The sequence below is a fragment of the Saccharopolyspora sp. 6M genome (assembly GCF_020176775.1).
Classification (GTDB): Bacteria; Actinomycetota; Actinomycetes; order Mycobacteriales; family Pseudonocardiaceae; genus Saccharopolyspora_C; species Saccharopolyspora_C gregorii.
On the sequence record NZ_JAIUJZ010000014.1, the window covers coordinates 58,735 to 71,707 of the forward strand.

At 69.9% G+C, this 12,973-nt stretch carries 8 protein-coding genes; 3 read left to right on the forward strand and 5 right to left on the reverse strand.

Features of this window, described 5'->3' with window-relative positions:
• The first annotated feature begins 268 nt into the window (after window positions 1-268).
• A complete protein-coding gene (locus tag LCD31_RS02855) occupies window positions 269-499 on the forward strand; it encodes a hypothetical protein (RefSeq protein WP_224955843.1) in 231 nt (76 codons plus the stop codon).
• Between the two features lie 433 nt (window positions 500-932).
• Entirely contained in the window at window positions 933-1,259 is a 327-nt protein-coding gene (locus tag LCD31_RS02860; RefSeq protein WP_224955844.1) for a hypothetical protein, read from the forward strand.
• Window positions 1,260-1,485: 226 nt separating this feature from the next.
• Here the strand turns inward: LCD31_RS02860 and LCD31_RS02865 are convergent, their stop codons facing one another.
• From LCD31_RS02865 to LCD31_RS02885, 5 genes are all read right to left on the reverse strand, one after another.
• A complete protein-coding gene (locus LCD31_RS02865; protein ID WP_224955845.1) occupies window positions 1,486-3,597 on the reverse strand; it encodes an aminotransferase class I/II-fold pyridoxal phosphate-dependent enzyme in 2,112 nt (703 codons plus the stop codon).
• A gap of 122 nt (window positions 3,598-3,719) precedes the next feature.
• Window positions 3,720-6,455, reverse strand: a complete 2,736-nt coding sequence (locus LCD31_RS29460; protein WP_224955846.1) for a ferritin-like domain-containing protein — start codon at window positions 6,453-6,455, stop codon at window positions 3,720-3,722.
• 221 nt (window positions 6,456-6,676) lie between these two features.
• The gene (locus LCD31_RS02875; protein WP_224955847.1) at window positions 6,677-7,882 is read right to left on the reverse strand and encodes a cytochrome P450; all 1,206 of its coding nucleotides are present in this window, start codon (window positions 7,880-7,882) and stop codon (window positions 6,677-6,679) included.
• Window positions 7,883-8,156: 274 nt separating this feature from the next.
• Entirely contained in the window at window positions 8,157-10,664 is a 2,508-nt protein-coding gene (locus LCD31_RS02880; RefSeq protein WP_224955848.1) for an ABC transporter permease, read from the reverse strand.
• On the reverse strand, window positions 10,664-11,407 hold the full coding sequence (locus LCD31_RS02885; protein ID WP_224955849.1) for an ABC transporter ATP-binding protein: 744 nt from the start codon (window positions 11,405-11,407) through the stop codon (window positions 10,664-10,666). Before LCD31_RS02885 ends, LCD31_RS02880 begins: the two co-directional genes overlap by 1 nt.
• 112 nt (window positions 11,408-11,519) lie before the next feature.
• Between LCD31_RS02885 and LCD31_RS02890 the strand changes: the two genes are divergently transcribed.
• Window positions 11,520-12,743, forward strand: coding sequence for a histidine kinase (locus LCD31_RS02890; protein WP_224955850.1), 1,224 nt, complete (start codon window positions 11,520-11,522; stop codon window positions 12,741-12,743).
• Window positions 12,744-12,973 lie beyond the last annotated feature (230 nt).

Consider the following 12,973-nt stretch of genomic DNA (forward strand, 5'->3'; position numbering starts at 1 on the left):
CCTTTCCTTGACTACGTATGCAGGAACCTCAACGTACGCACCGGTGCGCCGCGGGGGAACGCCTCCGGCGCATTCCCGCCGCGAGCCGGGGCTTCCGGGCGCCCGCGGCGCGCGCCGGGTTTCCGGGCAGACCTGCTGCCTCGGCGTCCTCCGTCGCGCGTTTTCGCGATCCCGCGCGGGAGCGCGCTGCTTGACTGGCGACACCAGACCGAACGGACGGCGACGTCCGGCGGTCGACCGGGGGAACGCAGGCTGACGAGGAGGGGCGTTGCGCCAGCGCTGGACACATCTCGACGACACCGCGGCGGAAGGCGGCAAGGTCCCCGCCCTCGGCAAGGAGTACTGGCCGCGGGAGGAGGTGCCCGCTCCGGGCGAGGTGTGGCACCGAACCGTCCGGGTCGAGTCGGACGGGCCGGTCGCTCCGTGCGCAGGCGCGAGCGGTTGCCGGTGGTGGCAGCGGTCCGGCGCGCCGTGGCCGCGCAGCACCGGAGCCGCGTGACCCGCAGCAGACCGCGCGAGCCGGGGAGGGGGCGCGTTGAAGACCGTGAGCGATGAGGTGCGCACCGGCGGTCCCGGGGGCGGGGCGGCGGAACTGGGTGCAGCGGAATTCCTGGAGCTGCTGGCCGACCAGGCGACCGCGGTCGCACTGGTCCAGGCGAAGTGGGTGGAGGCGGTGCGCGCCGTTCCACCCCCGCCGGACCTCGGCCCGCTCGCCGCCGAGGTGCGGACGGCGTCGCTGGACCTCGTCCGGCGCGACCTGTGGTTCCGCGCCGAAGCCGTCCGCGAGACCTGGTTCACCCAGTACGCGCAGTGGGTGAGCTGGTGGGTGGACACCGCCCAACTCGCCCTGCAGTCCGCGGCCGGTCGCCGACACGTGTTACCCGAGCGGGTGGTCGCCCTACGACCGCCACCGGCCTACCTGGGCGGACTCGGTGCCGGCGCGCACCCCGGAGCTCCGGCTGCGGTACTGGGGCGCCGACTGGTCCCGGAACTCGCTGCCCCGGTTGCTGGAGGCCGGGGAACTGGAAGAACTGCTGGCGCTGGCGGACGTCGAGCGGTCGGAGGAGGTCCGGGCCGCCCACCTCGCGCTGCTGTCCGCCCGGAGCGCAGGCGACCTCGCCCTGCACCAGGAGGAGGCGAGGGTGCTCGACCCGGCCACCATCGACCGGAACTGGGACCTCTACGGCCTCCGCCACCAGTTCGCGTGCGAGTTCGCCCAAAGCGTCCTCGACCACCTCCGAAACCCGGCCCCCGCCTGAACCCACGATCCGGCGGCCACGGGCCAGGAGCGGAACAGCCGGGCCGAGCCGGTGATCCCGCGCCGATCGAGGCGGTGCCGCCGGACCTCGCCGTGGCCCGCCCATTCTGGGCGGCTCACTTGCACGCGGGTGGAGAACACGCGGGCACGACCGAATGCACGGCCGGCCGCCGGAGCGTCGGGCTGCGGGTAACCGCCCGTGCGGAACGACGCGATCACGGCGGACGCTATTCCGCGGCGAGCAGCCACAGCCAGGTCGACGGTGCGCCGAACGGTTCGCGCCGCTGAACCCGCAGGCCCGCCGCCGCGAAGGCGTCTTCGTAGGCGCGGCGGCTCGCGATCGGTGTGTCCATGAAGGCGTGCACCAGCTCGAACTCGACGGAGAAGATCGGCAGCGTGCTGGGCGAGGTACCCCAGTCCTGGCTGACGGTGTCGCCGACCAGGAACCACTTGGCGTCGGGGAACACCTTGCGCAGCATCCGCATCGTTCCTGCCGGGTCACCGCTGCTCTCGAACAGGTCGTGCATCATGAGGAAGCTCGTGACCAGCTCGACGCCGGGGAACGTCCGCTCGTCGAGGACGTCGAGGACGTCGGCGCACACGACTTCCACGCGGTGTCCCAGTCCCGCGTCGGCGACGCGTTTGACCGCCTTTTCGCAGGCTCCCTGGCTGGTGTCGATTCCGAGCCCGGTGCGGGCCTCGTTCGATCCGCACAGCCGGATCAACCGGGAGGCATCACCGCACCCGAGGTCCGCGACGGTGCCGAAATCGACGTCCGCGACGACCTCGTGCTCGGTGCGCAGCATGAGTTCTTCGCCGACCAGACCGGAGCCGACGGCGACCTTCCCGCCATCGCGGTCGACGTCCGTGCCGAAGGTGGCCCGGCCCGTGGCCAGGTCGGAGAGGTGGAGCAGCACGTCGCTGTACCCGCCGACTCCCCAGGTGAAGAAACCTCGGTGACGCGCCAGCACCCGCCCGGCGTCGGTCAGCGCGACCGTGCTCGCGGTCCCCGGATCCGACGGAGTGACAGCGGAACTCACCTCGACGTAGCCGAGCAGCGCGGCGGCGCGCAGGAGCGCGAGCAGCTTCGACGGCTCCGCTCCGGTCAGTGGGGGGAGAGCGTCGAACGGTCGCGCACCGTCCTGGAGGTGCTGCCAGACGTTCAGCTCGGTCAGGGCGAAGACCACGTTGGCGCCCACATAGCCGTTGAACAGCGCCGCCGGTTCGATCACGGGTCCGGTGGCCACCTGAATGCGGCCCTTCGGAGCGCCGAGGCCGGTGTTCAACTCGTTGTGCACTTCGGAGTCTTCGAGGATGGTGGCCAGCGCATCGCAGAACCGGTCCATCTGCTCCGTCGTACCGACGGTGACCCGCAGGTGGGCGGGCAGACCGAACATGTTCAGGTCCCGGACCAGGATGTCGTGGTCCTGCTTCAGCCGCGCGGCGATCTCAGCGCTGTTGCCGGGCGGCTTGACGAGCACGAAGTTCGTGGCAGAAGGCTGGAACGCCACGCCCATCTCGGTCAGGCGCGCGCAGAAGTGCTCCCGCGCCGCGACCGTTTTCCGCCGTACCTCGTCGACGTAGTCGCGGGACTCCAGCGCCGCGGCCCCGGCCTGCTGGACGATTCGATTGACGCTGAACGGCAGCGGCTCCCGGGTCCGGCGGATGCGCTCGACCAGGTCCGCCGGACCGAGCGCGCACCCGAGTCGCAGGGATGCCAGCCCCCACGCCTTGGAGAACGTGCGGAGCACCAGCAGACGACGACCGGCGCGGACCGCGCTGATCGCGTATTCGTGGTCCGGCCCCGCGAACTCCATGTACGCCTCGTCGAACACCGGGATCACGCCGGCGGCCTCGGCGGCCGTGAGGATCCGCTCGACGTCGGAGGGTTCGAGCACCGTTCCCGCCGGGTTGTGCGGGTTGCAGACGAACACCAGCGTGGGCGCTCTTTCCTCCGGCGCGGCCATCGCCTGCACCACGGCGTCGACCGGCACCCGGTAGTCGTCCAACGGCAGGCTGTGGACGCGGGCGCCGACCACGCGCGCCGAGGAGACGTATCCGGGGAACGTCGAATCGGTGACCAGAACCGTGTCGTCGGAGCCGAGGAAGGTCATCGAGGTCAGCAGCACGAGTTCGTCGGCTCCGTTGCCCACGACCACCATGTCGGACTTCAGCCCGTGGTACTCGGCGACCCGCTCGTGCAGTTCCGCGCAGTCGCTGTCCGGATAGGACGTGCAGGCGTTGTCGAGTTCCTCGGTCGCCGCGCCGAGCGCGGCGGGTGGTGGCGGATAGGCGCTCTCGTTGCAGTGCAGCCTGAGAACTCCGTCCTGTCGTGCCACTCCTGAGGACCCGGTATCGGTCGGCATCCGGCCCATGTGTACCCCTTCACATACGGATGAGTAGTTCCGGTGATTTCGTCCTCACTGGACAGTCGCGAGGGCGGAGTCGACGGCGGCCGGTGTCAGAACTCGACACCGGGGGACTGGAACGCGGGTCCGAGCACGGTGACGCCGTCCCCGGACGGCATGTCGTGGAGCTTCTTGGCCTGCACCTGGAGCTGGTACATCAGCCCGACGGAGTCGTCGAGTTCGTCGGGATGGCCGTTGAACACGCGGTGCAACGCGGTGAGCATGTTCGTGTAGGACTCGTCGCAGGCCACCGATTCGCGCCTGCCGGGGGAATCGGCCGGGAGGCGGTAGGTGTCCGCGTCGTCCACGACCGGATGGACCCCGGCCGGGTCGAAGGGCACCTCGGCTCCCTCGAACACCCACGCACCGCGCTCGTTCCGGATGAGTCGACGTCCCTCCACGATCTCCTGGAAGCGGTAGTAGTGGCCGAACTCGTCGGGATCGAGGACGCCGTCACCGTCGAGGTCGTGCGGGCTTCCCTCGCCCTCCTCGATGATCTGGTAGATGGCCAGCAGCGCGGAGCGCTTGTCGGTGACCTTGTAGAGCGTGCCCGGCGCGTCCGGCCAACTCACCTGGCGGGCGGGATCACCGGTGAACAGCGACCCGCCGTCGTCGAGTTCGCAGATCGCCCGCGCGATCTGGTTGTAGAACCAACCGATCGTCTGCGGTGTGTACTCGGCTCGGTTGAACCAGTCCTCCAGAGCCCGCATGGCGCCGTCGTCGGCCTCCAGCACGGAACCGGAACGGTCCAGCCGCACGCTGTCCGGTGCGATGACGGAACCGCGGAACAGTGCACCGTCCACAGTGGGGTGATCCGGCTGCTCGATCGCCATGAACACGTCCTTGACGTGCTCGCGGGACATCTTGCGCAGCCGTACGGTCAGATCGGGCAGCACCGGACCGGGAAGCTTGCCAGGATAGGTCGGGACCAAGCCGGGCCTGCCGATCTGCGGTGCCCCGCCCACGGCGTTGAGCAGGTTGCAGACCTGGGCCATGTGCTGCATCTCCTCGATGACCACCCCACGGATCGTCTCGGCGATCCGCACGTTGTGGCCTGCCTTGATCGAGAGCAGCGCCGCGAGGTACGGCGGCACCGTGGCCTGCTCGACCAAGACGGCCTGCTGTAGCACGGCACGCAGTTCTTCGGGACTGCCGATCTCCATCACCGGGGGAGCGGGCTCGGTCCGCAGCCACTTCACGATCATGTCTCGCTTTCCTGGTGAGAGGTCTCGGGTGACGGGCATGTGGTTCGGCGATTCCAGCGGGGCCAGCATCGTGCGGCGGATGTAGGTCCCGTGCCGCGTGACGTGCTGGTAGTTGCCCAGGTCGAAGAGGTCGTGCATGACCGGGTAGAGGTTGGCGTACCGCTGGAAGATCGGCCGCACGTCGCGGTTCCAGGTGGGGCGCTCCGGGCCGGTGTAGCGGTCGAACACCCGCACGCTGAGATGGCCCGACGGCGCGTCCGGTCGTGCGGCGAACCGGTAGGGGATGCGCACGGTGAGCCCGTCGAGCATCGGGCGGGGATGGCCGGGGTCCCGGCCGGTGAGGGTGATGCGCGCACGCCCCTGCTCGTCGGTCGTCACGCTGCGCGGAAACTCCACGACGTCGGACTCTTCGCCGGTACCGAGCGCGATGTCGGTGTGGGCGGCAGGTTGCCCGAAGCGAAACGCGCGGAAGTCGACGGTCGCGGTGTCGTGCCCCTTCTCGGGGTGGAGCCGGAAGACGGACTTGTCGGCGTGGAGCGTCCCGCCGTCGTGGGGCTCGGCGAGCAGCACCTTCGGCGGTCGTGCGTCGTCCACCACTGCCAGCCGTCGACCGGCCACCGCCTCGTGCTGACCGGCGGCGGGCCGAGCGGTGACGATGGCGGCAGTGCGTTCGTAGAAGCCCTGGTCGATGCCGTCGAGCGGAGCGAGCACCTCCGGCGTGCCGTTCTCGTCGAGCGCGGCGAGGCTCAGCGCCGGGAGCTCGACGAGAGGCCCACCGCGTGTCGACGCCCTGATGCTGTTGCCCAGGTCCACGAAAACGATCCCCGAACCGTCCACTCTGCACGGCGCATGGTGGAACGGCGCGCCTTCGACGGGACTCAGAACACGGGCGCCTGCCCAGTGCTTCGGCTGCCCGCTCCGATAGGGCCCGATCGACCCCACCATGCGACCGTAGGTGAGGTCGTCGCTCCACTCCTCGATCCCGTCCTCGACACCGTCCATGTTGAACTTGATCGAGAGCGTTCCGTCGTCGGTGGTGTCTCGGATCTCCCGCAGGATGGCCGATTCGAGCGGGTCCGCCCACTCCAGGTTGGTCAGCACCGAGTGGTACACCGCCGCCGGGTCGCCGCGGCCGGACGGCAGCGTCGCCCGCATCCACATCTCGTCCATAGCCGCTACGGCGTAGTCGGCTTTCAGGAGTTGGTCGCCCGCCGCGTCCAGGAGTCGCATCCGCAATCCGTAGATCTCGGAGACCAGTTGGTTCTCCGGGTCGAGATCGACGAACTTCCCGTTGGCGCGGAGGTCGTCGTCCCGCACCGTTCCTTCGAGAGCGGGGTCGTCGGCCTTCGACGTCAGGGTGCGGCCGTCGGCGTAGCAGGCGCTGGTGATGCGCAGGTCGTGCAGCCGCAGCGCGTTGGATCCGCCAGGGTTCCACAACCCGTTGACGTCCGGGAGCTTCATCCGCCAGTGGAAGCGCGGTTCGAACAGGTCGTTGTCGAAGTACGGCTGGGCGTTGTTCACCGTGGCGGCGTCGGACTGGAACGTACCCGCGAAGTTCAGCCGCGGGTGTCCGAGGTAGGTCACGGTGATCCTCCCACTGTCCGGTCGAGCGTCTGGCGTTCGTCGTGCGGCGGTCCGGCCGGATGCGCTCTGGACCGCGAGGGACGTCGAGATGTCCCTGCCAACGACACGATCGGGACCTTCCGGCACCGGTGCAAGGCCCTGAAGCCAGGAATCCGCCCCGAGACGGCGCTTTCACCCTGGACTTAACCGTCCATCATGGACGATGCGTCGAAACGTGGACGTCATGTGCTGAATTCGACCGGCAGTTCCTTGGCGAACCGGAAGTTGATGCTGTCGAGCCAGTCCAGGTCGTCGGTCCGCAGCCTGAGTTCGGTCGTCCGCTCCAACAGGACGCGCAGCGCGATCTCGATTTCGGCGAGCGCGAGCGAGGCCCCGAGGCAGTAGTGGATGCCGTGTCCGAACGACAGGTGGTCGGTCGCTTTGCGGGTGACGTCGAGACGATCCGGGTCGTCGTAGCGGCGTGGGTCGCGGTTGCCCGCCCCGAGGACCAGGGTGACGGACTGGCCCTGCTCGACGTGCTGGTCGCCGACCTCCATGCCTTCCAGCGCGACACGGGTGGTGAACTGCACCGAGCTGTCGTACCGCATCAACTCGTGGACCGCGACCTGGCAGAGGTCGGGATCGGCCCGGAGCCGGGCGAGCTGATCGGGGTGGCGCAGCAGCGCCAGGACCGCGTTGCCGATGAGGTGGGTCGTGGTGGCCTGTCCGGCGTCGATGAGCAGCAGGAAGTTGGCGAAGACCTCGTCGTCGGTGTAGGTCTCGCGTTCGAGCTGTCCGGCGATCACCTGGCTGAAGAGATCGTCGGCGGTACCCGCACGTCGCTTCGCGGCCTGCTCGTCGAAGGCGGCCCGCAGGGAGTTCACCCGGGGGACTTCCGCGCAGGACTGGGTGAAGAACTCGTGCAGCAGGCCTTGCCAGTTCTCCAGCAGCGGGGTGGCGTGGCCGGGCACTCCGGCCAGGTGTGCGATCACGTTCCGGGACAGCGGCTCGGAGAAGTCGCCGATGACGTCCATGTGCCCCTGGTCGAGCACCGCGTCCACGAGTTCCTCCGCCCGCTCGGCGATCAGCGGGCGCATCTCCCGGATGAACCTCGGGGTCAGACCCGGTTTGATGATGCGGCGCAGGCGGGTGTGCTCCGGCGGCTCGTTGAACAGCATCATGTCCGACAGCGCGCCGGCGAGCGGCTCCATATCGGAGCGGACCGATGCCGGGAGCTGGGCGTGGAAGTCTGCGATGCGCGCACCGGAGAGCCGGTCGTCCTTGGAAAGCCGCGCGATCTCGGCGTGACCGAGGACGATCCAGCTCCGCATCCAGTCGTCCCACTGGACCGGGCCTTCCTCGCGCATCGCGTGGTACAGCGCGTACGGATCAGCCGCCCAGTCCGGCTGGTAGAGGCTGAGCAGGCTGAGCGTGCTCGATGGCGCCATGCGCGTGAGGTCCTTCCCGCATCGGCAGCGAAGCGTCGTCGCGCGGATTCCCCAGAAAGGCGCGGGTGAGCGTGCTCCGCTGTGCGGCGAGTGTGTCAGCGGAGGTGCCCCGGGGCAACGGTTTCGGATCGCTCAGGGGCATCCGTTAAGCGCCGGCGAAATCAGTCCTGTGTGGACTGCGAGGCGCCCGCTGGCTGGGCGCTGTTCACCTGCTTCCGGACCCCGACGCGCAGGTTCCCTCCCACTGGTACGGGAGGGAACCGGGCGGGGCGGGTCAGTCGGACCCGATCGCCTCCAGCATGTTGGTGCGTGCCGCCCGGTGGGCGGGCCACAGCGAGGCCAGCACACCGACGATGACGATCCCGACCAGGGCGAGCAGGATCAGCGTCCACGGGAGCGTCGCTCGGGACAGCGCCTGCCCGAGCATCGCGTGCTGCATCACCGTCCCGGTACCGACTCCGACACCGACACCGAGGATGCCGCCGAACAGGGAGATCACGATGCTCTCCACCCTGATCGTACGGCGGACGAGGGCGCGGCCGGCTCCGACCGCGCGGGTCACGCCGATCTCGCGGGACCGCTCCATCACCGACAGCGCGAGCGTGTTGACGACGCCGAAGACGGCGATCACGATCGCGACGCCGAACATCGCGTACATGACCAGCAGGCCGTACCGGAACTCCTCCACCCGGTCGGCGATCACCCCGTCCCGATCGGTGATCGAGATCTCGGGACGGTCCTGGAAGGCGGTCGCGATGGCCTCGCGTGCGGCCTGCGGGTCGGGGCCGCCGGCGTAGACCGTCGTGACGTGGTCGCGCAGGTGCGGCGGTGCCAGGGCCTGGTCGAAGAAGATGCTCGCCTGTGCTTCGGTGGCGTCGTAGACGCCGACCACCGCGGTCTTCACCGGCGTTCCCTCGACGACCAGTTCGAGCGGGTCGCCGACCTCGAGGCCGAGCATGTTCGCCTCGTTCTGCGCGATGATCGCACCGCGCGACACGTCGTCGGTCCCTTCGGTGATCTTCGGCGTGAGCACCTCGCCCAGCCCCTCGCGGTCGATCGCGGAGACGATGCGCTCGCTGGTGCCACCCTCGTGCCGGATTTCGGCGAAGGTGTCCCTGCTGGCGAGGACGGTGGAGACGGCGGGCAGCGACCTGAGCTCCCCGACCACGCCGGGGCCGAGGGTGGCGGCGCCACCGGCGGCCGGTTCCAGCACCGTCGAGGTCACCGGGATGTTCAGCCGGATCGAGGCCGTCACCATCGTGGCCAGACTGGAGCTGAGCGTCGCGAAGGCGCACACGAGCCCGAGCCCGACCATCAGGGTGGTCGCGGTGGCAGCCGTACGCCGGGGGTCGCGGGCCGCGTTGCGCATCCCGAGCCGTGTCGCCGGGCCTCCCCAGCCCTGCGACCAGGTGGCGAGAGGGCGCAGCGCGCCGGCTGCGACCGGAGTCAGCAGCAGTACCCCGCCCGTGCACAGCACGGCACCGCCGATCGCGATCATCCGTTCGAGGGTGCCGAGACCGGGAGACGCGGTGGCCACGATCGCGACGAGGCCCGCGACCACGCAGATCCCACCGGCGATGGACTGGCGGGTGTGCGGGCCTTTCGACGTGACCACGTCGTTGCGCAGGGCGGCCATCGGGGAGACCGCCGCCGCGCGCCGGGCGGCACCGTAAGCCGCCGCGACGGTCACCAGGACCGCCACCAGATAGCCCGCCCCGACGCCGAGCAGCGGAACTCCGTAGCGGACCACGTCGCCCTCGGGCTGCATGAACCGGAACACGATCAGGCCGAGCCCGATCCCGAGCACCGTGCCGATCGTCGCCCCGACGCACGCGAGCGCGGTCGCCTCGACCACCACGCTCGACCGGACCTGCCTGCGATGGGCACCTACCGCGCGGAGCAGCGCGAACTGCCTCGTTCGCTGGGTGACCAGGAGGCTGAACGTGTTGGTGATGACGAACATGCCGACCAACAACGCGATCGCCGCGAAGGGCAGCAGTTGCGCGAGTGTGTCCGACGCCGTCTTGTCCGCGGCCTGCTCGGCGTTCGTGACCAGCTCGGCACCGGTGGACACGCTGTACTCGTCGGTGGCGTGCCCGGCTCCGATGGTCTGCTCGGCGGCCTGGCGCAAGGTGCTGGGTTCGGTGCCGGGGGTGCCCGTGAGTTCGATGCGGTCGAAGCGGTCCCCGACGAGCGACGCCGCGGTCGCCCCGTCGTAGGCGATGGACGGGACGTGCTCGGAGCGGCCCGCGGCATCGGGCCCCAGCGCGGAGTACTGGAAGAGCCCGACGACGACGGGTTCGTCGATGCGGCCGTCGCCGAGCACGATCCGGGCACGATCACCCAGGGCGAGTCGTGCCTCGCCGGCGCGCGACTCGGCGAGGGCCACCTCGCCCGGACGCTGCGGCCCTCGCCCGTCAACGAGGGTGAACCGGCCGGTCTCGTCCCAGTTCGTGCCCGCCAGGTCCGTGCCCGTCGAGACCAGCTTGCCGTCGGTGCCCACCACACCCGCACGTCCGGCGATCACGCCGTGCGCCTCGGCGACGCCGTTCGTGGCCGCCAACGCGTCGCGGTCGGCGAGCGTCAGATCCGGGTCCTGGGACGCGGTCTGCACCGACACGTCGACCCCACCCCGGGCGGTCTGCCCGGCGAGCGTCTTGGCCAGGGAGTCGGAGACGACGAAGCTCGCGACGACGAACGCGACGCCGAGCGCGATCGCGACCAAGGTCATGGCCAGGCGGCCCCGGTGTGCGCGGAGATCGCGCAGCATTGCTCGCAGCATCAGAGACCGACCTTCTCCAGAGACTTCATCTTGTCCAGCACGCCTTCGGCGGTCGGTGCGTACATCTCGTCCACCAGGCGGCCGTCGGCGAGGAACAACACCCGGTCCGCGTAGGTAGCGGCCATCGGCTCGTGGGTCACCATGACCACGGTGCGGTCGAAGTCGTCCACGCTGCGGCGGAGGAAGGACAGGATGTCCGACGACGACCTGGAGTCGAGCGCACCGGTCGGTTCGTCGGCGAACACCACGTCCGGCTGGGTGATGAGGGCACGGGCGCATGCCACTCGCTGTTGCTGGCCGCCGGAGAGTTCGCTCGGCCGGTGGCTGAGCCGGTCCCGCAAGCCGATCGCCTCGATGATCGATTCGGCCACCTGCGGGTCGGGCTTGCGCCCGGCGAGGTCCAGCGGGAGCGTGATGTTCTCCCAGGCGGTCAGCGTGGGGAGCAGGTTGAACGCCTGGAACACGAACCCGATCCGGTCCCGGCGCAGCTCGGTGAGGGCGACGTCGTCGAGGCCGGTCAGGGCGGTGCCGCCGACGAAGACCTCACCGTCGCTGGGGGCGTCGAGTCCCGCGACGCAGTGCATCAGCGTCGACTTGCCCGACCCGGACGGTCCCATGATGGCGGTGAACTGCTCGCTGCGGAACTCCACGTCGACGCTGTCGAGCGCCACGACGCGCGCCTCGGCATGGCCGTACACCTTGGTCAATCCGGCTGCACGGACGGCAGCGGTCGTTTGAGTCATCCGCACAGCGTCGTGCCCGGGAGAGTTCGCTGCCGTCGGCCGATCGGATAGACGATCTGCAACTAAAGTCGCGCCTCGAAAGGGGACGTCGGACGGCCGTTACGCTCGGCGCGTGGACCCCAAGGCGCGCTCGGAATCCCAGCAGCTCGATGCGAAGGACCGGTCGTGGTCGACGGCCGACCGCGTGCTCGCCGTAGCGGTGTGCCTTGCGGTGTTCGTCGCGACCTTCCTCCCCGCCGGAGCTCTGGTAGCCGAACCGGCCGCGTTCACCTCGATTCCGGGACTCGCCCTGACCCTGCTGATCGCCGCCCTCTCGGCGGTCGTGACCTGGCTGGCGCCTCGCTGGTCGTGGCCGTTGTACGCACTCGCGTTCGGTACTTGGTTGATCGCCTCGCTCTGGCCGTTGCTCTGCGTCGCGTCGTTCCGGGCGGCGTTGCGCCTGCGCTCGTTCGTGCTCGCGACCTACGCGGTCGCGGCGACGGCAGCGGTCATGGCGCCCACTCTCGTGCGCGTGGGGCGGCCGGACGTCGGGTGGGACTCGGTCCAGAGTTCCTTCGGCGGGGTGGCCCTGTTCGTCGTGCTGCCGTTGTTCATCGGACTGTGGGTGAAAGCGCGACGGCAGGTCGTCGAGGGGCTGCGGGAACGCACCCAGCAGCTTCTGCGGTCGCAGGAGGCCCGCGCGGAGCAAGCCCGCGCGCAGGAGCGTTCTCGCATCGCCCGCGAGATGCACGACGTGGTGGCGCACCGGGTGTCGCTGATGGTGCTCCACGCGGGCGCGATCGAGGCGAACTCGCCGAACGAACTGCTGGCGGACGAGGCCGCGCTGATCCGCCGCACCGGCCGGGAGGCGCTGGGGCAGCTCCGCGAGGTGCTCGGCGTGCTGCGACTCCACCCGTCGGAGGTCCAGCTGCAGCCGCAGGCCACCGTGGCGGACATCGAGGATCTGGTGGAACGGTCTCGCTCCGCTGGCCTCGACGTTCGCTATCGGTGCGAAGGCACGCCTGTGGCGTTGCCCGCGATGGTCGACCACACCGCCTACCGGCTCGCGCAAGAAGCGCTCACCAACGTGCACAAGCACGCCGGAACCGCCAGGACCGAGGTGACGGTGCGGTACCTGACGTCCGCGGTGGAGGTCGGTGTCAGCAACGCGGCTCCGGAACGGGTATCGGAGGGGCTGCCGGGCAGCGGTCTCGGACTGGTCGGCCTGCACGAGCGGGTGGGACTGCTGCACGGCACGCTCACCACCGGGCCGACCCCGGACGGCGGGTTCTCCGTCCAGGCGACGTTGCCGACCACTCCGGTGGAGTCCGGCGGGCCCACTCGGGGATCGGAGTGACGAGGTGCCGTACCGACCACCCACCCGCCCGGCCGGCGGGGTGACGGAGGAGCGGTCCACTGCGCGGGCGCGTTGTCACCGCATCCTCCGCCATCGAAATCGGGTCCGATCCAGCCGGGTCTGAACCTCCCCGTGCCGTGCGGTCGTTCGTTCCTTTTTGCGCTGACTTACGAACCTTGACCGGCGTTCACGTGCGCGGATAGCTTCCGATCGGTTCATGCCGGTGCGCT

Coding starts and splice junctions, on each gene's coding strand:
- LCD31_RS02885 (WP_224955849.1), bottom strand. CDS start 11,407: ATGACTCAAACGACCGCTGCCGTCCGTGCAGCCGGATTGACCAAGGTG.
- LCD31_RS02875 (WP_224955847.1), bottom strand. CDS start 7,882: ATGGCGCCATCGAGCACGCTCAGCCTGCTCAGCCTCTACCAGCCGGAC.
- LCD31_RS02880 (WP_224955848.1), bottom strand. CDS start 10,664: ATGCTGCGAGCAATGCTGCGCGATCTCCGCGCACACCGGGGCCGCCTG.